The organism is Exiguobacterium sp. N4-1P, assembly GCF_002214325.1.
Genome location: NZ_CP022236.1, coordinates 1 through 20,911 on the forward strand (window position 1 = coordinate 1; position 20,911 = coordinate 20,911).

The following is a 20,911-nucleotide window of genomic DNA, read 5'->3' on the forward strand; positions in this document are numbered from 1 at the left end:
AAAGGTTGAACGGATCGACCTCCTGGAATACGAGGAACAGAAGACCATTTTTGGAAAGGAAACAGGAAATATCGTGATAGATCGAGAGGATTTTGAGCAAATGAAAGACCTCGCGATGATGGTAGCACCCGAAATGGAGTTCAAAAACAAGGACTTAAAACGAGAAATGAACATTTTACAATCGAAAATCGAGGAAAAAGACGAGAAAATCGCCAGTCTCGAAAGGAAATATGAGATTGGGATAAACAATCTTCAAAAGAAATACGAAAGGGCTTCTGCCCAAGCAGAACGCTACAAAGAGGGCTTGGATGACGTTGTAGAAGAACTGGTAACAGAGCGTTTAGAAGAGAAAGTGAGTGAATTGAAGGAGCATCATGCAAAAGAACTGGAGAGACAAATGTTGGATACGAATATGTTTGCCGAAGAAGCGGAGAAATTGGAGCGTAGACTGACGACCATGACAAGGCATGCCAACGCTCTAGAGGGCGAATATCGTGGGCTTGAGAAGGAACATGACGAACTTAAAGTGACTAATAAAGAGTTAGTCGAGACAAATAATAGTTTACATGCAGAATTTCAAAAAATGTTTCAAAGCGTAAAAGAGATGAAAGAACGTTTCGATAAACTTGTCGACGAAAGAATAGCCAACTGGAAGAATGTCTTCAAAACGGCGGTTCACAGAGCGACGAGAGAATGGTTAGTTGATAAGACGGATAATCAAAAACTTGTCCTCGATCATACAATGGACGCCAAGAAGATTAACAAGAGAGCCACAGAATTGATTCCTGAAGTGACACAAGAACGAGATGCTATGATCAAAAATCGTGAAAAAAATCGAAATATGGATCTTGAACGATAAAAAAAGCCCTTATTCTAAGGGCTTTTTTTATTTTCTGTTCTTTAGTTCTAGCGCTTTTGATTCGATTTCATGATCACTTTTCAAAACATTTTTCAGTTCTAGTGATCCAAATATTAACATCGCTATAGAGAGTGGTACGAAGAATATCAAGAATAAGGTTGTTGTAATTTCATTTAGTAAAAATAGTGCTAATACAGCTATCGTTAAAACAGTTATGAAGCTCACAGTCTTGCTATTTTTAGACATATTCTCACTTCCTTCCAGTTTTAAGTTCCCTTTTTATTACAATAATGTTAGTGTTGTGTTTGTTGACGGAATAACCGATGTAAAAATTATACCATAACAGGAGGATTTTATGAAATTACCAATTAAAGTTTTAAGTGGGGTAACATGTTTGTTCTTAATCAGTGGGGTAACTTTATCAAAAACAGCTATTGCTGAGAGTTCTGCACCGAATGTTGCATTAGAAGCAGAAAAAATTACAGATACAACAGATTTAATTAAGGTTGATCAAAACAACAGCTTAGAAAATGCTTTAAATTCAATTAATCTTCCTGAGAAAAACGATAAAAAAATAGTCATTGAAAACAAAACAGATGACACTAATATATCAATTGGCGTACCTAACGATATGAAGCTTGGTACCCCTGTAACAACAGATGCTGGTAGTTTTGAATATAAAACTACTACACCTGTAGATTTAATTTTACAACCAACTGATGCTGGTGTGAGAAGCATTGTAAATATTAAAAATGCTGATGCACCGAAAGAATACAAATATGATTTAGATTTACCGTTTGGACACAAACTGATTACGTCTTCAGAATACTTTGAAGGCACTCCAGGTGATGAGCTAGACACTGAAGAAGTCTTTATTGTTGATGAAAATAATGTCATTCAAAGTGTTTTCGGGAAAGCTTGGGCTAAAGATGCTAACGGTCAGGATGTTCCAACGAAATATGAAGTAAAAGGTAATTCTTTAATTCAAACGGTAGAATTTAATGAAAATACAGCTTTCCCTGTTCTAGCCGACCCGGATTGGGTTGCTATTGGCGCATGTGCAGCAGCTTTAACTTGGTTTGTTGGTTCAAATCTTTTTGTCGCAGCTAAGATTATCAAAGTAAAAAAATACATTAAAGCTTTAGGTGGATTTAAAGAAGCTGCTAAACTTATTACAAAAGCAGCAACTTGGGAAGAAAAACTCCGTTATGGCGGATCAGCGCTTAAAAATTTAGCAGCTGAAATTACAGGCGTTGGTGGATTGTATGCTTGTAATAAGTTTTTGAAAAGATAATCCAATTAAATTTAAATAAAAAAAGCTTGGACTTTAACAGTCTGAGCTTTTTTTATTTAAATTTAATTTTCATCGATTGAAAGTTCTTTTATTCTTTCAGCTTTTATCTTTGCTTGTATAGTTTCTTCTTGCTCAGACTCTGACAAAATGATATTTGCTCCAAATTTCCCATGAACAAAGTTATTCCCCCAACTATTCCATGCTATCTCTTTATTTACTGCATACACGTTAGAAGTACCAGATTTGTAGACTTCAATGTATTGTTTCTCTTTTAGTAATTTAATTGCTCTTGTGATAGTAGGTTTACTTACTCCAAATTGTTCTTGGAAGACGCTATAAGAACACATGACAGCGTTATATGAGTCCATATTATTTATCAAGAACTTGAAGATCCTATAAGCTATTGGCGATTTTGACATTAGCCAATCTTCTGCTTTATAAGCATCCTTATTCATTTGGACCCACCTCCGATAGGGACTTTTCTTTTGTTGTCGTATTTCTTCTTCTTCCCGTTTTTTCTCTTGATCTATCTGTTCTTGCCTGTCTTCAAAGGATATTTGATTCGGATTCTTTAAGTTTTTTTCATACGAAACAATTGTTTCTTGCATCTTAAATCTCCCCCTTATATATCATACAGTGAACCCAATAGTAATCATCTGTGACTACGATGTAATCATCTATGATTATAATATGATATTTCTCTTTATCAATAAAGAACTTTTTTGATCATAGTGTAATCAGATAGTAATCATGGGGTGATTACTATTGGGTTCACCCCATGATTACTAAGAAACTCAATTAGCGTTGATATTAAGCTATTTCTCGAAAAATCCCTCTTATATCTTTTAAGAACGCTTTCTTTCTTTCCAATCGGTAACTTTAAGATAAAAGAATAGACAAGGAACTGAACGCACTCATTCCGGCTTTTAAGCCTTCATTTCGCTTGTCGGACTGTCAGACCGCTTGACGTGTCTCTCGCTACGCTCAAGAACCTCCACCGATCTTCCAGTACACATAAATTTGTTGAATATTCTCTTTCTACCTCGTAACGAAGGTTTTAGTCTTCTAAATGTTCTTTAAAATCAATTTTAAGGGGATTTACGGCTTGAGCCGTATGAAAAGCTATCAAGACGTGGCGAAGGGGCTTAAAATCGAAATATGAGCGTTTTAAGCGCAATTAGGAGGCGATTTGATGAAAGTAAATTTGAATCCGGCGAATTACGATCCGGAAAAGTGGGCTGCCATTGAAAGACTGAAGTATCTTCAGCTCGTCGAGGGTCTTACGATGAACGTAGAAACGCTAAAAGTAGATCCGGAAGGTCGGATCTTGCTCGATCCAGATGATTCATTGCATAAAGAATGGTTTGAAAACGATTAAAAGTGAACGCTCATAACGATCTGAGCGTTCACTTTTTTAAACTTATAAAATAAATTCATTTCTTTTTTCTTTTCTTTTTTCTCTTATTCTTATTTCTTTCTTGTTCTTCTAAATCAATTAAATATGAATAATTTTCAATGACTTCCTTGCTTATTTTTATATATTCTTCTTTTTTGATTTCTCTATTATCTTTATAACGCCATACAACTCTAAATTCATTTTGATATTCATATTTTTTGTCTTTAACTAAATAGGGTTTTTTTAAAATTATTTCTTTTTCATCAGAAGTAAAATCTTCTTCAGTGAAATGTTGTTTTCTATCAAGTAGGTATTCACATGGTCCAGCGTCATGCTGAACAATACCCAATTTATTTAATTCATGAGTTATTGCTCGAATATAAGCTTTAAAATTATGAATTATTTGAAGTCCTGAACCAAAAGATTTCTGTATCTCAGGATTTTTTTCTAAACAGACACAAAAAACAAAGTAGTTTTTATCTACGTGTTCATCTGAAAATATGCAATTTTCAAATGTGATATCTGTATTGATTGCAACTATCCCCCCTGCTCTTAACAACCGATCGTCATTCTTATCAGCTGGAGAATGATATTTGCCTACGGATATTTGCGAAAAAATTCTGCCTTCATCATCATCGCCAATTTCAGTTCCAAACTTATCTTCTTTGTAACTGTTTAAATGGCTAATACGAATTACATTTTTAGTTCTTAAAGGGTGTAGCCATTTAAGCTCCATATATTTATATGCTCTTTCCGGTAGTTTAACGATATTTGTCACCCTTTCTTTACTGTTCCTGAAAATATTATAGCAATTTTTTTGTTTTTTATTTTTTAGTGTCAACGGTAAATCGCAGGCCGTGAGGCCGAGAATTTAAGGAGTTGACACGTAGTCTTGGTTTACACCCTCTTGCGCTGTTCTCACGTTCTACACGTGAGAACCTGCCAACCGGCGAGGGAGCCCCTCGGGATCGAGGGGTTGGGGAGTCGAGTTCTTGACCTTTCGATGCATGCAGCGACCGTCGATTCGACGGCAATCTTTACCCTCGGAGAGCGCATCTTTACGAAGTAAAGTATAGTGCGCTATACTATACCAAATTCAAGAGCGAAAAACAGGGGGGCTTTCTATGGGTTCTAAGTTGGTTTGTAGAATGCAGAAGGTAAAGAAAAATGACGTAAAAGGCTATCAGATCCACAATCAAAGAGAACGAGAAAGTAAGACCAATCCCGACATCAACGCTTCACTATCCCACCTCAATCGAGACTATATCAATGCCCAACACATCAGCTACATGGAAAAATGGAAAGAAGCATTCGAATCCCAAAATGAAAGTAAACGTGCCCTAAGAAAAGATGCCGTCTATTTCAATGAGTTTGTGGTTGGCTCTGATCGTGATTTCTTCAAGGACATGGATCAATCAGAAAAAGAACGGTTCTTCAAAGTCTCCACTGATTTCTTCAAAGAGCGGTATGGAGAACAAAATGTCCTGTATTCCGTTGCCCATTTCGATGAATTAAAGGGTGCTGGCGCTCATGCTCATATCGGCATCGTACCCATGCGAGACGGTAAACTTCAGAGCAAAAACGTATTTGACCGGAACGAACTCAAGGCATTGCAATCAGAGCTACCTCAATACCTTCAGAAACACGGATTTGATATTGAACGAGGGAAAGAGGGTTCGAAGGCTCAACACATCGATACGGCCACATACAAGGTCCTCAAATCTCAAGAAGCAGTTCTCATGGCCGAACAGCAGCGGGAAGCGATTCAAAGCGAAACCAAGCTACTGGAAGCCAAAAGAGAGGACTTAAAAGAGTTATTCGAAAAGGTTGAACGGATCGACCTCCTGGAATACGAGGAACAGAAGACCATTTTTGGAAAGGAAACAGGAAATATCGTGATAGATCGAGAGGATTTTGAGCAAATGAAAGACCTCGCGATGATGGTAGCAATTTCCCTTTGAGTAATCAAGAAAGACCCCTCAGAGACGATGAGGTAGATAGGTCACGGGTGGAAGCATGGTGACATGCGGAGCTGAGTGATACTAATCGGTCGAGGCCTTGTTCTAGCAGATGATTGTTGATGACTTCAGTTTTGAGGGCGCGAGCCCGTCGTCTGGTGACGATAGCCAAGTGGTCACACCCGTTCCCATGCCGAACACGGAAGTTAAGCACTTGAACGCCGAAAGTAGTTGGGGGCTTCCCCCTGTGAGGATAGGACGTTGCCAGGCAATTGAAAAGGACCGATCTGCATCTTGCAGGTCGGTCTTTTTGTGTTGTGTGAAACTTCAGACTGTTCTGATTATTACTGGAGTCATTGACATGACTGTTTCTCCTTGTTACCATAACATCAATATTCTTTTATCAAAGAGAAAGCGAGTGGATAAACATGTGGGAGAATAAATTTGCTAAAGAGGGCTTGACGTTTGATGACGTTTTGCTTGTACCACGTCGTTCAAGTGTCTTACCACGTGACGTCGATCTATCTGTATCCTTATGCGAAGGGATTACACTGAACATCCCGTTGATCAGTGCAGGAATGGATACTGTGACGGAAGCACCAATGGCGATTGCCATGGCACGTCAAGGCGGTCTAGGTGTCGTCCACAAAAACATGTCGATGGAAGACCAAGCAGAACATGTCGATCGCGTCAAACGTTCTGAAAATGGTGTCATCACGAATCCGTTTTATCTTACACCTGAACGCCAAGTATACGATGCTGAATATTTAATGAGTAAATATCGTATTTCTGGTGTTCCGATCGTTAACAACGAAACAGAACGGAAACTCGTTGGTATTTTAACAAATCGTGATCTTCGTTTTGTTAAAGACTATTCGACGGTAATTGAGACGGTCATGACGACAGAAGAACTCGTCACTGCTACAGTTGGTACGTCACTCGAAGAAGCAGAACAAATTCTCCACAAACATCGCATTGAAAAGTTACCACTCGTTGATGAGAACGGTGTATTAAAAGGCTTAATCACAACAAAGGATATTGAAAAAGTCGAACAATATCCACATGCAGCAAAAGATCAATTCGGACGTCTTCTCGTCGCTGCAGCTGTCGGTGTCACGAAAGATGCATCTCTTCGCGCACGTTTTCTTGTTGATGCAGGCGTCGATGCACTCGTCGTCGATACGGCACACGGTCACTCTGAAGGCGTACTCTTAAAAGTACGTGAGCTTCGTGATGAATATCCAAATCTTCCAATCATCGCTGGGAACGTTGCAACCGCAGAAGCAACACGCGATTTAATTGAAGCTGGTGCATCGGTCGTCAAGGTAGGGATTGGACCTGGTTCAATTTGTACGACACGTGTCGTTGCGGGAGTGGGGGTTCCACAAATCACTGCAGTCTTTGATTGTGCGACAGAGGCCCGTAAGCATGGTGTCTCCATCATTGCCGACGGCGGAATTAAGTACTCGGGCGATATCGTCAAAGCACTTGCAGCTGGCGGTCATGCGGTCATGTTAGGTAGTCTGCTTGCTGGTGTTGAAGAAAGCCCGGGCGAAATGGAGATCTACCAAGGTCGTCAATTTAAGACATACCGTGGTATGGGTTCTGAAGCATCAATGAAACGTGGTAGTCAAGATCGCTACTTCCAAGAAGCAGATAAGAAATTCGTTCCAGAAGGAATTGAAGGTCGTGTCGCTTACCGTGGAAAACTCGGTGATTCTGTCTATCAACTCGTTGGTGGGATTCGTTCAGGAATGGGATATTGTGGAGCAGCTTCATTAGAAGAATTGCGAGAAGACACACAATTCATCCGCATGACGGGTGCTGGCTTACAAGAAAGTCACCCACATGACATTCAAATCACAAAAGAAGCATCGAACTATACACGCCAATAAAAAGAAAGCCCTGCAGATGATGCGGGGCCTTTTTTTGTTTATAGATTAATGATGTTAGGCGGCTCAAGGTGTTTCACGACATAGCCTATATGAAAATCACGGACACGTTCAAGCTGGTTTTGTTCACAGTCCGAAAGACTGCTGTTACAACTGCCAAGACTGTAACAACTCCCCAAGCCCCTCTTCAAGATCTGATTCCGATAGACTTGCAAAACCTAACACGATTTGTGGGTGCATTGCTTCTAACGGAAGTTGTGCATACTGGGATAAACCATAGACCTGAATTGAAGCGTCGTGTGCTCGCCTGACTAATTCTTCTTCCGTCATCCCGTTCGCAACAGAAACGACGACATGCAAACCCGCACTTTCGCCGGTCAAGCGCAGGGATGAGATAGCACGTAACGAATTGACGACGATGTCTAACTTACGCCGATAGATCTTTCGCATCCGATTCAAATGTTTCTCGAAGTCGCCTTCTTTCATAAAGCGTGTCAAAATCGTTTGATCAAAACGTGAGACACTGCATGTGTAATAGGAGAGTTCGGTCTGATAGCGCTCAAGCAAAGAAGGCGGAAGGACCATGTAGCCAATCCGCAGTGAAGGCATGAGCGACTTGGAGAAGGTGCTCAAATAAAGTACTCGTTCACTATCGATGCTGTGGAGTGACGGAATCGACTTGCCACTATAACGAAACTCACTGTCGTAGTCATCCTCAATGATGTAACGTGTCGGGGATTCAGCAGCCCAGTTCACCAATTGCCGGCGCCGATTGACGGATAAGATGCTTCCGGACGGTAATTGGTGGGCAGGTGTCACATACATGATATCCACATCAGTCTGACTTAAAGTCGAGACTTTGACACCACTTTGATCGACCGGAATCGGGATTGCTGTTCGTCCATGATTCTCAAGAATGAGTCTGGTCGCATGATAACCGGGATCTTCGATTCCGTAGGTGACGTGTTGTCCTAGCAGGAAAATCAGTTGGGGCAAAAGTTGTTCGACCCCAGACCCAATGATGATTTGTTCAGGCGAACAGATGACACCTCTTGAGTGATATAGGTAGGTCGCAATTTCAACACGTAAGGCGAGATCGCCTTGCGGGTGTCCGAGAGAAACAAGGGATTGATTATGTTCATCGATGACATCCTTCGCATGTTTTCGCCAACGTGAAAAAGGAAAAGATGATCCATCGATTTTACTCGGATGGAAATCATGACGGATATAGGTGGACGGAGAAAGGTATTGCTTCGTTGCTAGTGGTATTTTCTTTACATAAGCAAGCTCTTCGTGTGCTAAGACAAAATACCCTTTTCTTGAAACTGACTCGACATAGCCTTCGGCGACGAGTTGTTGATAGGCGAGCTCAATCGTCGTTTGACTCAAGTTCAAGAACTGACCGAGTTTTCGTTTTGACGGTAATTTGACACCATACTCTAGACGTCCATCGATGATTTCTTGACGAATCTGTTGATACAATTGCTCGTATAACGGCTTATTGCCCTCTCGTATTAACTCGAACGATAACATATCCATTGAAGTACCTCCTAAAACTGACCTGTTCATTTCATCATAAACTGATACTTTTAAAATAGTCAATCGAGACTATACTAAAACGTAAGTAAGGAGCTATCAATCAAATTGTTCAAGGGGGAATTTAGAATGATGGAACGGCAACAAGGAACGGATCGTGTCAAAAGAGGAATGGCTGAGATGCAAAAAGGGGGCGTCATCATGGACGTCGTCAATGCCGAGCAAGCGAAAATCGCAGAGGCAGCCGGTGCCGTCGCCGTCATGGCACTCGAACGTGTCCCGTCTGATATTCGCCGAGATGGAGGTGTGGCACGAATGGCAGATCCGACCATCACGGAAGAGGTCGTAAATGCCGTCACGATTCCTGTCATGGCGAAATGCCGAATCGGCCATATCGTCGAAGCACGGATCCTTGAGTCGATGGGGGTCGATTTCATTGATGAGAGTGAAGTCCTGACACCGGCTGATGAAGAGTACCATCTGTTGAAGTCGACGTTTACGGTACCGTTCGTTTGTGGGGCACGCGATTTAGGAGAGGCGGCTCGCCGAATTGCGGAAGGTGCGGCGATGATTCGGACAAAAGGCGAACCGGGAACGGGTAACGTCGTCGAAGCCGTCCGGCATATGCGAAAAATTCAAGCTGAACTCAACCAGATTTTACATACGAATCCGGATGAGTTGATGACACGGGCGAAGGAGTGGGGTGCACCTTACGAAGTCTTACGGATGATTCAGCAAGAAGGGCGTCTACCCGTTGTTAACTTTGCTGCCGGTGGAATCGCGACGCCGGCAGATGCTGCATTGATGATGCATCTTGGAGCTGACGGTGTTTTCGTCGGTTCAGGCATTTTTAAATCGGAGCAACCGGAAAAATTTGCGAAAGCGATCGTCGAAGCCGTGACGTACCGGGATGACTTCGAACGAATTGCGTATCTCTCGAAAGGTCTCGGAACAGCAATGAAGGGGATTGATGTCACGTCGATGCCGTTTGAGGAACGGATGGCACCACGAGGATGGTAATCGGGGTACTTGGTCTACAAGGGGCAGTCAGGGAACATCTTGAGATGTTGGCATCGCTCGGTGTAAAAACACGAATCATCAAATCGGCGGAAGATTTAGAAGGAATCGCCGGACTTGTCTTGCCCGGTGGTGAGTCGACAGCGATGCGCCGATTGATTGATCGCTACGCCTTGCTTGTGCCCCTTCGACAAAAAATAAAGACGTTACCGATGTTCGGGACGTGCGCCGGGATGATTTTATTAGCGACGGAACTTGAACAAGGAGATGTTCACCTCGGGGCAATCCCGATGAAAGTGAAACGAAATGCGTTCGGTCGCCAAGTGGACAGTTTTGAAACGATGCTAGCCGTCGACGGAATCGGGGCGGACATTGAAGCTGTCTTTATTCGAGCCCCTTATGTCGAACGAATCGATCAAGCGACCCGCGTTCTCGCTCGCATTGACGACGAGATCGTCGTCGTCGAAACAGACATGCATCTCGCCTGTTCGTTTCATCCGGAATTAACGAACGATACCTGTTTGCATCGTTACTTTATTGAAAAAGTAAAACAGCAACGTTCGGTTCACGTCATCTAACGACAAAAAAAGTATCCTTCAGTTCAAGCTGTCGGATACTTTTTTTATGCTACACTGAGGGTATAAATGAATTGAAGGAGAGGAACGATGAAACGACTTTTCATACTCTTCTTGAGCGTCCTTTTACTGACGACGAGTCTACTCCCAGTGACGAGTTATGCCGAGGTACCGACGATCAAGGCAGAATCCTACATCATGGTCGATGCTGTGACCGGTAAAGTATTGTTAGAAGAACAAGCCGATTTGGCTTTACCTCCGGCTTCGATGACGAAATTGATGACACTTTACTTAGTCCGACGTCAAATCGAACAAAAGAAACTAAGCTGGAACAAAAAAGTTCAACCAAGCCAAAAAGTACTCAAATTAGCAGGCACACCAGGATTGGCACGGGTGCCGTTAAGCAATCGTACATATACCGTTCGTGAGCTCTATGATGCAGCGTTCATCAAGTCAGCTAATGATGCGGCTGTATTACTTGCTGAAGTCGTTGCCGGAATAGAACAAAAATTCGTCAAGCTGATGAATGAGACGGCGAATACATTTGGGATGGACAATACAGAATACTCAAATGCATCGGGACTCGATGCAGTCGATGCAGCCTTACCGGGGACGAACTTGATGACAGCGACCGACATTGCACTACTCGTCATTCGTTTTATTAAAGATTATCCCGATGTCTTAGATGTCACGAGTCGTTCTTCGATGAAACTGGATGGCATCACACTCCAAAACTCCGATAAGATGTTGAAAGATCAAAAGTACGCGTATCCCGGGATGCGTGGGATGAAGACAGGGACGACTGATCTTGCCGGATATTGTTTTGCCGGTGTCGCGACGAAAGATAACATGACGATCATTACAGTCGTCATGCGGACGACATCCGATCAAGCGCGGTTTGCAGAAACAAAAAAGTTACTCGATTATGGCTTCTCATCGTTTGAGCCGTTGACTTATTACGGAAAAGGCGAGCGGATTAAAGACGTCTTCCCGATTCGTGGTGCGGAAGAAACAGACTATGACGTCATCACGGATGCATCGCTTTACGTGACGGTGCCGAAGAACGCAGCAACCCGTCCACCCGTATTTACGTTTAATCTGACCCATGCTCCAATCAAGAATGGCGCAAGTGTCGGAACGGTTCAAGTGAAGGATGAAGGCATGTACTTGCCGGGGTTTGATGTGCCGAGATCACTTCTCTATAGTGCGGAGCGAATCGCTTTGGCGAGCTTCAAGACCCGTTTGTTCCGGGCGATTGCGGCCTGGTCTGATAAAATTGATGATGCGATTCGTAAACCGGGACTTGTCAATCTCAAACAGGATAGTGTAAAGTAGAGCTAATCTCATAACGATGCAATGAACGGACCAAGTAAAGGAATTTATTCTGTTAAGAGAGCTAGTGGTTGGTGTGAACTAGTCAGAAGGATGCCTTGAATCGAGCCGGATCGCACACCTTGCGAACAAGGTGCGGGTACGCCCGTTATCGCGTCTTTGAGTTGGCTAGTACGACTAGCAATGAGGGTGGCAACGCGGATCCAGGTGATTCGTCCCTCTTCGGTTTTTATACCGGAGAGGGATGGATTGCCTTTTTTTATTGAAAAAAAGGAGGAATACACATGATTGATATTAAACGTCTGCGTCAGGATTTTGACGCAATCCAAGAAAAACTTGCACACCGCGGAGAAGATTTAACGGACATGAATCGGTTCATCGCGTTAGATGAAAAACGTCGTGAACTGATTGCCCGGACCGAGGTCTTAAAAGCGGAACGAAATGACGCGACGAAAAAAATTGCAGAACTCAAACGCAATAAAGAAAATGCCGACGAGGCAATTGCCGCGATGCGAACTGTCGGAGATGAGATTAAAGGAATCGACGACGAGTTGCGCGAAGTCGAAGCGACGTTGAATCAACTGTTGCTTGGTATCCCGAACATTCCGCATGACAGCGTCCCGATCGGTTCTTCAGAGGATGATAATGTCGTCATCCGTGAAGTGGGTGATAAACCGGCCTTTGACTTCGACGCCGTCCCGCATTGGGATTTGATGGAGCAATTAAAAATCGTCGACGTGGAACGGGCAGGGAAAGTCACAGGAAGTCGCTTCGTTTTCTATCGTGGGGCAGGTGCACGTCTCGAACGTGCGTTAATCAACTTCATGATGGACATGCATCAAGATGAAAACGGCTATACGGAAATTTTACCGCCACTCATGGTCAACCGCGAATCAATGACAGGAACAGGTCAACTTCCGAAATTTGAAGAAGATGCGTTCAAAGTCGAAGAGACGAACTACTTCCTCGTGCCGACAGCGGAAGTGCCGGTGACGAACATGCACCGGGATGAAATCTTGGCAGCAAGCCAATTACCGATCGGTTATGCAGCATACAGCCAGTGTTTCCGCTCAGAAGCCGGATCTGCCGGCCGTGATACACGAGGCCTGATTCGTCAACACCAATTCAACAAAGTGGAGCTCGTTCGTTTCGTTAAGCCGGAAGAGTCTTATGAACAACTTGAACTGTTGACTGGTCAAGCCGAAGAAGTGCTTAAACGATTGAAATTACCGTATCAAGTCCTCAGCATGTGTACAGCGGATCTTGGATTCACAGCAGCGAAGAAATACGATATCGAAGTCTGGATGCCGAGCCAAGGCGTTTACCGCGAGATTTCTTCTTGTTCAAACTTTGAAGATTTCCAGGCGCGCCGGGCACAAATTCGTTTCCGCCGGGAAGCGAATGCAAAACCGGAATTCGTGCATACATTAAACGGTTCTGCGCTTGCTGTTGGCCGGACGGTCGCAGCCATCTTAGAGAACTATCAACAAGCAGATGGTTCAGTTATTATTCCAGAAGTACTTCGTCCATACATGGGTGGACTCAAAGTGATTCAAGCATAAGTAGAAAAGGGGGAGCCTTCCCCCTTTATACTTTTAAAAAGTTTTTTTAGAAAAGGTCTTTACAGAGTAAAACCAAGATGCTATTATAATTTATGTCAGGAAGGCAAGCACGTTACAATTTGCTCGATTATAAGTACGGAGGCGTACTCAAGTGGTTTAAGAGAACGGTCTTGAAAACCGTCAGGCGGCGAAAGCCGTGCGTGGGTTCGAATCCCACCGCCTCCTCCATTTCTTTTTTTTTACCTGAAAACTACATATAACTTGGAGGCGTACTCAAGTGGTTTAAGAGAACGGTCTTGAAAACCGTCAGGCGGCGAAAGCCGTGCGTGGGTTCGAATCCCACCGCCTCCTCCACTTCTTTTTTTTTACCCAAAAATAAATTTAACATGGAGTCGTACCCAAGCCCGGCTGAAGGGGACGGACTCGAAATCCGTTAGGGGTCGTAAGGCCCGCGTGGGTTCGAATCCCACCGACTCCGCTTATATCGAGCATCTCACATCGTGTGAGGTGCTTTTTTATTGCACCAAGATCCGTTCGCATGCTATGTTTTCCTACATGTAAAAAGGAAGAAGGAGCACTTGATATGACCAATACAAAAGAAACCTTACTCACTCACTATAAAGAAACGATGAACTTCGTCCGTGAACTCGAACACATCCCGGAAGACGCGTGGCGTAGCTCATATGCGGAAGGCAAATGGACGATTGCTGAAATCGTAGGTCACTTGTCACCGTGGGACCGCTTCATGGTGGCAGAACGTCTTCCATTCATGTTGGCGGACGAACCATTCCGTGTGAAGCCGAACAGTCAGGAAGTCAACGAAGAAGCGGCGAAGATGAGTCGCGAGCAGCAACGAATCTTAACGATTGATGAATTCTTAGTCAGCCGTGACCTATTAAGCCGGGCCGTTGATTTGATTCCGGAAGAACGTTTGATGGATACGTTCACTTCGAACGGGAAAACGATGATGATCGTCGACTTGCTTGGCGCGATGAAACAGCACGACTTACATCACATCGACCAAATCAAACAAGTAACAGCACGCTAAAAAAAGCCCTTCGACGACTGTCGAGGGGCTCAGGCTGTAGACAAAGTGCCATCGGGAGATCAAGCGTCTTTTTTCGTTGCTTTCCTCGGGCGAGGCGCAAGCCGTTGCTCCTTCGTCCTAACGGACAAGAGGCAGGGTCTTTCCTGCCTCTGAACGTGCGTTAAACACGCACTTTTCCCCGCAGGAGTCAACGAAACGTGACGCTTTTTAGGTAACACTATGACGAAAAGCCAGTCATGCAGACGGTTTAGGGCGCAATCCGTCTCGAATCGCTTAGAACCGCGAAAAGCAATCGGTCGCGACCCTGCAGCTTTGCTGTAGCGGCGCGGAAGATTGCCGCTTTGAAGACGAGGCGAGACAGGGAAGCGCGACCGGATTGTCTTTCGTTATCGCATGTTCACGCTTCATAAGAGTTTGTCTACACGCAAAAGCCCTTCGACGACTGTCGAGGGGCTTTTGAGGAATCAACGTGTTTTTGCAATCCGGGCGACTTCAAGTTGTTTATCGATTTTCGAGAGGATACGTTCAATCGACTCCGGTTCATTGAGAAGATCATATTCATCGATGGATAAACGAAGGACCGGACAAATCGTGAAGTTATTGATCCAGTTCGTATACCGTTCGTACATCTCTTCCCAGTACTCGATTGGTGTTTGCTGTTCCATCTCGCGTCCGCGGAGACGAATCCGGTCGAGCACCTGTTCAAACGATCCTTCCAGATAAATCAACAAGTCCGGATGCGGGAAAAATGGCGTCATGACCATCGCATCGAACAAACTGGAGTACGTTTCGTAATCCGTTGGTGACATCGTTCCTTTTTCGAAGTGCATCTTCGCGAAAATGCCTGTATCTTCGTAGATGGAACGGTCTTGGATGAAACCACCACCGTATTGGAAAATTTTCTTTTGTTCTTTAAACCGTTCCGCTAAGAAATAGATTTGTAAGTGGAAGCTCCAGCGCTCGAAATCGTGGTAGAATTTATCGAGATAAGGGTTCGTATCGACTTTTTCAAGAGATGTCCGGAAGCCGAGTGCGTCTGCTAGACCATTCGTGATCGTCGATTTTCCGATTCCGACCATTCCACCGATCGTAATGACGGCATCTGCCGGAATATTGTATTTTTCACGTAACTTCGAGTTCATGCGTGGTTCGCTCCTTCATATAATTCATTGCGGATTTTAGTTAAGACATAATCCAAGTCTTCTGGGCGTTTGACGAAGTCGAGTTCATCTCCGTTAAAACGGATGACTTTGACTTCCGGGTGTTTGATTTGATACTCCGTGACGAACGTTTCGTAGTCTGCTGCGAGTTGCTCGAGATAATCGCGTGACATGTGTTCTTCAACTTCACGTCCGCGTAAGGCGACGCGTTTCATCAGTGTATCGATACTCGCATTCAAGTAGATGACGGCATCCGGTTTTGGCATATCCGTCGTTAAGATCGAATAAATTTGTTCATATTTATCGATGTGCTCTACTTTGAGCGAGCGGTGAGCAAAAATCAGGTTTTTAAAGATATGATAATCAGCGACGACAGAGCGTTGTTTACTTAGGTAGTGACGTTCGATATCATCGAGCTGTTTAAAGCGATTGCATAAAAAGAACATCTCTGTTTGGAAACTCCATTCTTCGATGTCCTCATAGAACTTTCCAAGAAAGGGATTTTCTTCGACAATTTCGCGTAACATAGAAAATGAGAAATGATGACTGATGGCGTTCGCAAGTGAAGTTTTGCCTACACCAATCGGTCCTTCAACCGTTATGAACATATTCAATTACCCTCCGTTCAGCAAAGTGCAATTTATATTTTAGCACAAAGCAGGGACCCCTGCCGAAGTTTCAGAGGGAGAATTTTTGTAAAGATAGGGAGTGAGTAGAAGTGGAGCGACACGAATATTATATGGAGCTCGCGATTGGTGAGGCGAAAAAGGCGGAAGCCATCGGCGAAGTGCCGATTGGGTGTGTCATCGTCAAAGACGATCAAGTCATTGCGACCGGGTATAACCACCGGGAAACGAATCATCAGGCGACGGCACACGCCGAATTACTCGCCATCGAGCAAGCGTGTGAAAAGCTCGGAAACTGGCGACTGGAAGGGTGCGAACTGTATGTGACGCTTGAACCGTGTCCGATGTGTGCCGGAGCCATCATGTTATCGCGGATTGAACATGTCATCTTCGGAGCCGTTGATCCAAAAGGTGGTTGTTGCGGAACTTTGATGAACCTCATCCAAGATGAGCGCTTTAACCATGTTTCACGTCTGACGAGTGGTATATTAGAAAAAGAATGTGGTGAGTTGTTAACGGCGTTCTTTCGCGAACTTCGTGCGAAAAAGAAAGCAAAGAAACGTGCAATGGGTTGCAACAATTTAGACGAAACAGTATAATGAAAAAGCACTCGAACGGGTGCCACTAAAAAACGATAAATCATTTGCCGTGCTAGGTGGGGATGTAGCGGTTCCCTGTCACTCGCAATCCGCTATAGCGAGACTGAATTCCATATCGAGGGATATGATTGGTATGGTCTGCCTTACGTAAGTAGCGTTGACGTTTGAGTCCTGCGCAACAGATACCCATGAACTAGGTCAGGTCCGGAAGGAAGCAGCCTTAAGTGGTGCTCTCTGTGTGCCGCAGGAGTGCTTGAACTGAGCAGGCTGCGTGAGTAACGCATGTTGAACATATTTCAGAATATGGTGCGCGGCAGTTTAATTTTTATAAAACAAGTCTACAGCCGGTTTCGGTTGTAGACTTTTTTAGGTAGAATAGAACAAGGATCTTAAAAAAGAGGAGGCGCAAATTTGGCCTATCAAGCACTATACCGCGTGTATCGTCCGCAGCGTTTTGATGAAGTCGTCGGGCAAGCACATATCACTCGGACGATTCAAAACGCATTGATGGAAGAACGGATGTCACATGCCTACCTATTTTCAGGCCCGCGCGGAACGGGGAAGACAAGTCTTGCGAAAATCATCGCAAAAGCAATCAACTGTGAACACGCACCTGTAAAAGAACCGTGTAATGAATGCCCGACATGTCTCGCGATTACGGAAGGATCGAGTCCGGATGTGTTCGAAATCGATGCGGCTTCAAACAACGGAGTCGACGAAATTCGTGAAATCCGCGATAAGGTGAAGTACCCGCCTTCAGAAGCAGCCTATAAAGTTTATATCATCGATGAAGTGCATATGCTATCGACGGGAGCGTTCAATGCATTATTAAAAACGCTTGAAGAACCACCGGCACATGCGATTTTCATCTTAGCGACAACAGAGCCCCATAAAATCCCGGCGACCATCATTTCGCGTTGCCAACGTTTTGATGTCAAACGCCATGAAGTCGACCAACTAGTCGAACGGATGCAGTTCATCTTATCCGATCAAGAAATTGCCTACTCGGAGACGGCGTTACGGTTGATTGCACGCGCAGCAGACGGAGGAATGCGGGATGCCTTAAGTTTACTCGACCAAGCAGTCGCTTTCTCGAATGGGGATTTGACGGATGCTGCCGTACTCGAAGTAACGGGTGCCGTAGAAGACGAGGCGTTGCTCGCGATTGCAAACGCACTTCATAATCAGCAAGTCGATCAATTATTGCAGACACTTGAGCAGATGCAACGGGCAGGAAAAGACCTGAAGCGATTCGTCGAGGACCTGGTCTTCTTTTATCGGGATACGCTCCTGCTAAAAGCCTCACCGACGGCAGTCGATTTGTTAGAACGCGCCCGTCCGACAGAGGAATTCAAACAGTTCGTCGAAATGATTGAAGCGGAAACATGTTTCCATGTCATCGAACAACTGCATGATTGCCAACAACAGATGCGATTGACGAATCATCCACGTGTCTTAGTCGAGATTGCCTTCATCCAAATTACGGAACAGGGGCGTACGACGGGACAAATCGTCCAGTCATTGCAACAGGAAGTAAGAGAAATGAAGGAACAGATGCATCAGTTGAAAGCGAACGGTGTACCGGCAGCAGAAACAGTCGCGGCGCAACCAGCTAAACGGAAGCAAGGTCGTCCGACCGTGCGGATCGCGAAAGAGCGGATTCGACAAATGCTGATGCGAGCAGAAAAAGCACAATTGCTTGAAATCCAAGAGCGCTGGGATGCTATTCTAAAACTCATCTTAAAGCAAGATGGTCCGATCTATTCGCTTGTCCATGAAAGTAAACCCGTCTTGTGTTCGGGAGATACGTTATTGATTGAGTTTGATAACGGGAAGGGCTGGCATTTCGAACAAGTCATGACGAATGAACGAACGCGTTTCGTTATCGAAGAAGCCCTGTTTGAAGTATGTGGCGTCAAACGGGAGATTCTCGCAATTCTTGATCAAGACTGGAATGAATTAAAGGCAGAGTTTGTTGCAAAGCGAAATAGTAGTAATATAGAAGAGAAAGAGGTCGCTGAAGAATCGGAAAGCGATCGCTTATTATCCGAGACGCTTGGTCGTTTTGGTGATATCGTAGAATTTGAAGACTAATCTTACTTGAGGAGGAACAAATATGCGTGGTATGGGAAACATGAACAATATGATGAAACAAATGCAAAAGATGCAAAAGGATATGGCGAAAGCTCAGGAAGAACTTAAGGATTTGACAGTGACAGGTACAGCTGGCGGTGAAATGGTATCTGTCGTAGCTGATGGTCATAAAAATATCATCGACGTCATCATCAAAGAAGAAGTAGTGGATCCTGACGATGTCGAAATGATTCAAGATCTCGTCCTCGCTGCAACGAATGATGCATTGAAAAAAGTCGATGAACTTGTTTCAAGTAAAATGGGTAAATTTACGCAAGGTATGAACATGCCGGGAATGTTTTAAACTGTAGGGGGAAATCAATTGCAATATCCTGAAGCAATCAGTCGTTTGATTGAAAGTTTTACGAAGCTACCGGGGATCGGACCGAAAACGGCTGTTCGTCTTGCTTTTCATGTCTTAGACATGGAAGAAGATGATGTGTTGATGTTCGGGAAGGCACTCGTCAGCGCGAAGCGCGATATTTCTTATTGTAGCGTGTGTGGAAACATAACGGACAAAGATCCGTGTTATGTTTGTTCGGATAAACATCGTAATCGGACGGTTGTCTGTGTTGTTCAGGATTCGCGAGATGTGATTGCGATGGAGAAGATGCGAGATTATCAAGGGTTGTACCATGTACTCCACGGGGCGATTAGTCCAATGGAAGGGATTGGACCTGAAGACATTAACGTATCGAGTCTTTTGACACGTCTTCAAGAAGACGAAGCCATTACGGAAATCATCTTAGCAACGAATCCGAACATTGAGGGAGAGGCAACGGCGATGTACTTGTCACGTTTACTGAAACCGACGGGAATTCGTGTGACACGAATTGCACATGGTCTTCCTGTTGGGGGAGATTTAGAGTATGCGGACGAAGTTACATTATCCCGTGCGATGGAGGGAAGACGCGAACTATGAGTTGGTTTCGAAAAAAAATCCGAAACGAATACGATGAGCGTCTCCTTACAGAATTGTCTAAAGCAAAAGAAGACTACTTGATGAAACGTCATCTACTTGAGATTAGTTATGATGATTATGGTGATCTTGAAGCACAAATGAAATTAGCCGAGTCGTTGTATTTCTTCTATATAAGCGAAGCAAAACGAAGACGCGTTTCAATCATGATGAAGTGAACGAGTGAAGGCTGTGAGCCCGAGTGGTTTGCAGCCTTTAATCTGTTCTTAAAAAGAAGAATCGAAAAAAATGAAACTATTTTAATAAAACAGTTGTCATCCCCTAACTATCGTGGTATATTAATTCATGTCCTAAAGAGGACGCACGCTTGAAACGAACGAAAAAAACTTCTTTTAAAAAGTTGTTGACTTATCGTTCCAGACTTGGTATTCTAATTGAGTCGCCAAAACAGGCGCGGACGAACTTTGAAAACTGAACGATGAGGCAAAAAACGTATCTTCGGATACAAACAATGAATGAAGCGCAAGCTTCGTCAACGTGACTTTTAGTCACACAAACGAGCAAGTCAAACACTTTATGGAGAGTTTGATCCTGGCTCAGGACGAACGCTGGCGGCGTGCCTAATACATGCAAGTCGAGCGCAGGAAGCTCGCGGAACTCTTCGGAGGGAAGCAAGTGGAAATTTCCCTTTGAGTAATCAAGAAAGACCCCTCAGAGACGATGAGGTAGATAGGTCACGGGTGGAAGCATGGTGACATGCGGAGCTGAGTGATACTAATCGGTCGAGGCCTTGTTCTAGCAGATGATTTTGTTGATGACTTCAGTTTTGAGGGCGCGAGCCCGTCGTCTGGTGACGATAGCCAAGTGGTCACACCCGTTCCCATGCCGAACACGGAAGTTAAGCACTTGAACGCCGAAAGTAGTTGGGGGCTTCCCCCTGTGAGGATAGGACGTTGCCAGGCAATTGAAAAGGACCGATCTGCATCTTGCAGGTCGGTCTTTTGT

The 20,911-nt window shown here is 44.1% G+C and carries 20 protein-coding genes, 3 tRNA genes, 2 rRNA genes, 1 other RNA gene and 2 other annotated features; of the genes, 21 read left to right on the forward strand and 5 right to left on the reverse strand.

Translation table 11 applies throughout. From position 1 onward, the window contains the following. The first annotated feature begins 100 nt into the window (after window positions 1-100). Both A0126_RS00005 and A0126_RS19075 read left to right on the forward strand, forming a co-directional pair. The gene (locus A0126_RS00005) at window positions 101-859 is read left to right on the forward strand and encodes a hypothetical protein (protein ID WP_088838384.1); all 759 of its coding nucleotides are present in this window, start codon (window positions 101-103) and stop codon (window positions 857-859) included. Window positions 860-1,214: 355 nt separating this feature from the next. Beyond that, on the forward strand, window positions 1,215-2,153 hold the full coding sequence (locus A0126_RS19075) for a hypothetical protein (protein WP_157898457.1): 939 nt from the start codon (window positions 1,215-1,217) through the stop codon (window positions 2,151-2,153). Between the two features lie 62 nt (window positions 2,154-2,215). Here A0126_RS19075 and A0126_RS00020 read toward each other — a convergent pair whose 3' ends face one another. Continuing rightward, complete coding sequence (locus A0126_RS00020) at window positions 2,216-2,761, reverse strand: winged helix-turn-helix domain-containing protein (protein WP_088835948.1); 546 nt, start codon at window positions 2,759-2,761, stop codon at window positions 2,216-2,218. A 584-nt stretch (window positions 2,762-3,345) separates the two neighbouring features. On the opposite strand from A0126_RS00020, the gene A0126_RS00025 reads away from it, so the two are divergent. After that, window positions 3,346-3,531: a hypothetical protein gene (locus A0126_RS00025; protein ID WP_088835949.1), complete on the forward strand. Its 186-nt coding sequence runs from the start codon at window positions 3,346-3,348 to the stop codon at window positions 3,529-3,531. A gap of 55 nt (window positions 3,532-3,586) precedes the next feature. Here the strand turns inward: A0126_RS00025 and A0126_RS00030 are convergent, their stop codons facing one another. Beyond that, entirely contained in the window at window positions 3,587-4,285 is a 699-nt protein-coding gene (locus A0126_RS00030; protein ID WP_088835950.1) for a hypothetical protein, read from the reverse strand. A gap of 388 nt (window positions 4,286-4,673) precedes the next feature. Here A0126_RS00030 and mobV point away from each other — a divergent pair, with 388 nt between their 5' ends. The 3 genes from mobV (at window position 4,674) to guaB (ending at window position 7,402) form a co-directional block, all read left to right on the forward strand. Further along, on the forward strand, window positions 4,674-5,510 hold the full coding sequence (mobV, locus tag A0126_RS00035; RefSeq protein ID WP_088835951.1) for a MobV family relaxase: 837 nt from the start codon (window positions 4,674-4,676) through the stop codon (window positions 5,508-5,510). A 151-nt stretch (window positions 5,511-5,661) separates the two neighbouring features. Continuing rightward, a 5S ribosomal RNA gene (gene rrf, locus A0126_RS00040) occupies window positions 5,662-5,777 on the forward strand. Window positions 5,778-5,935: 158 nt separating this feature from the next. Next, window positions 5,936-7,402, forward strand: coding sequence for an IMP dehydrogenase (gene guaB / locus A0126_RS00045; RefSeq protein ID WP_029332179.1), 1,467 nt, complete (start codon window positions 5,936-5,938; stop codon window positions 7,400-7,402). A gap of 144 nt (window positions 7,403-7,546) precedes the next feature. Here the strand turns inward: guaB and A0126_RS00050 are convergent, their stop codons facing one another. Further along, window positions 7,547-8,938, reverse strand: coding sequence for a MocR-like pyridoxine biosynthesis transcription factor PdxR (locus A0126_RS00050; protein WP_088835952.1), 1,392 nt, complete (start codon window positions 8,936-8,938; stop codon window positions 7,547-7,549). A gap of 129 nt (window positions 8,939-9,067) precedes the next feature. Here A0126_RS00050 and pdxS point away from each other — a divergent pair, with 129 nt between their 5' ends. The 8 genes from pdxS to A0126_RS00090 all read left to right on the forward strand — a co-directional run bounded on the left by pdxS (window position 9,068) and on the right by A0126_RS00090 (window position 14,469). Continuing rightward, window positions 9,068-9,955, forward strand: a complete 888-nt coding sequence (pdxS, locus tag A0126_RS00055; protein WP_369834776.1) for a pyridoxal 5'-phosphate synthase lyase subunit PdxS — start codon at window positions 9,068-9,070, stop codon at window positions 9,953-9,955. Then, entirely contained in the window at window positions 9,949-10,530 is a 582-nt protein-coding gene (gene pdxT, locus A0126_RS00060; protein ID WP_088835954.1) for a pyridoxal 5'-phosphate synthase glutaminase subunit PdxT, read from the forward strand. Before pdxS ends, pdxT begins: the two co-directional genes overlap by 7 nt. Before the next feature lie 87 nt (window positions 10,531-10,617). Then, window positions 10,618-11,862 carry a D-alanyl-D-alanine carboxypeptidase family protein gene (locus A0126_RS00065; protein WP_088835955.1) on the forward strand — a complete coding sequence of 415 codons (1,245 nt, stop codon included), beginning with the start codon at window positions 10,618-10,620 and terminating at the stop codon, window positions 11,860-11,862. 12 nt (window positions 11,863-11,874) lie between these two features. Further along, window positions 11,875-12,082, forward strand: a binding site (T-box leader). 61 nt (window positions 12,083-12,143) lie between these two features. Continuing rightward, complete coding sequence (serS, locus tag A0126_RS00070) at window positions 12,144-13,421, forward strand: serine--tRNA ligase (protein ID WP_088835956.1); 1,278 nt, start codon at window positions 12,144-12,146, stop codon at window positions 13,419-13,421. A gap of 137 nt (window positions 13,422-13,558) precedes the next feature. Beyond that, window positions 13,559-13,649, forward strand: a tRNA-Ser gene (locus A0126_RS00075). Window positions 13,650-13,684: 35 nt separating this feature from the next. Further along, window positions 13,685-13,775 (forward strand) — tRNA-Ser (locus A0126_RS00080). A 34-nt stretch (window positions 13,776-13,809) separates the two neighbouring features. Then, window positions 13,810-13,899 (forward strand) — tRNA-Ser (locus tag A0126_RS00085). Window positions 13,900-14,004: 105 nt separating this feature from the next. Next, entirely contained in the window at window positions 14,005-14,469 is a 465-nt protein-coding gene (locus A0126_RS00090) for a DinB family protein (protein ID WP_157898458.1), read from the forward strand. A 464-nt stretch (window positions 14,470-14,933) separates the two neighbouring features. Here the strand turns inward: A0126_RS00090 and A0126_RS00095 are convergent, their stop codons facing one another. Together A0126_RS00095 and A0126_RS00100 are read right to left on the reverse strand one after the other, a co-directional pair. Continuing rightward, window positions 14,934-15,611, reverse strand: coding sequence for a deoxynucleoside kinase (locus A0126_RS00095; RefSeq protein WP_029332186.1), 678 nt, complete (start codon window positions 15,609-15,611; stop codon window positions 14,934-14,936). Further along, window positions 15,608-16,237, reverse strand: a complete 630-nt coding sequence (locus tag A0126_RS00100; protein WP_088835958.1) for a deoxynucleoside kinase — start codon at window positions 16,235-16,237, stop codon at window positions 15,608-15,610. The genes A0126_RS00095 and A0126_RS00100 overlap by 4 nt, the downstream gene beginning before the upstream one ends. Before the next feature lie 110 nt (window positions 16,238-16,347). On the opposite strand from A0126_RS00100, the gene tadA reads away from it, so the two are divergent. The 7 genes from tadA to rrf (A0126_RS00135) all read left to right on the forward strand — a co-directional run bounded on the left by tadA (window position 16,348) and on the right by rrf (A0126_RS00135) (window position 20,868). Beyond that, a complete protein-coding gene (tadA, locus tag A0126_RS00105; protein ID WP_088835959.1) occupies window positions 16,348-16,854 on the forward strand; it encodes a tRNA adenosine(34) deaminase TadA in 507 nt (168 codons plus the stop codon). A 47-nt stretch (window positions 16,855-16,901) separates the two neighbouring features. After that, an RNA gene (gene ffs / locus A0126_RS00110) (signal recognition particle sRNA large type) lies at window positions 16,902-17,168 on the forward strand. Window positions 17,169-17,265: 97 nt separating this feature from the next. Continuing rightward, window positions 17,266-18,948, forward strand: a complete 1,683-nt coding sequence (gene dnaX, locus A0126_RS00115; RefSeq protein ID WP_088835960.1) for a DNA polymerase III subunit gamma/tau — start codon at window positions 17,266-17,268, stop codon at window positions 18,946-18,948. A gap of 22 nt (window positions 18,949-18,970) precedes the next feature. Further along, window positions 18,971-19,291 carry a YbaB/EbfC family nucleoid-associated protein gene (locus A0126_RS00120; protein WP_012368932.1) on the forward strand — a complete coding sequence of 107 codons (321 nt, stop codon included), beginning with the start codon at window positions 18,971-18,973 and terminating at the stop codon, window positions 19,289-19,291. 18 nt (window positions 19,292-19,309) lie between these two features. After that, on the forward strand, window positions 19,310-19,909 hold the full coding sequence (gene recR, locus A0126_RS00125) for a recombination mediator RecR (RefSeq protein ID WP_029332190.1): 600 nt from the start codon (window positions 19,310-19,312) through the stop codon (window positions 19,907-19,909). Continuing rightward, entirely contained in the window at window positions 19,906-20,124 is a 219-nt protein-coding gene (locus A0126_RS00130) for a YaaL family protein (protein WP_029332191.1), read from the forward strand. The genes recR and A0126_RS00130 overlap by 4 nt, the downstream gene beginning before the upstream one ends. A 469-nt stretch (window positions 20,125-20,593) precedes the next feature. Further along, window positions 20,594-20,692: a sequence feature (23S ribosomal RNA rRNA prediction is too short), on the forward strand. Window positions 20,693-20,752: 60 nt separating this feature from the next. Next, window positions 20,753-20,868 (forward strand): 5S ribosomal RNA (rrf, locus tag A0126_RS00135). Window positions 20,869-20,911 lie beyond the last annotated feature (43 nt).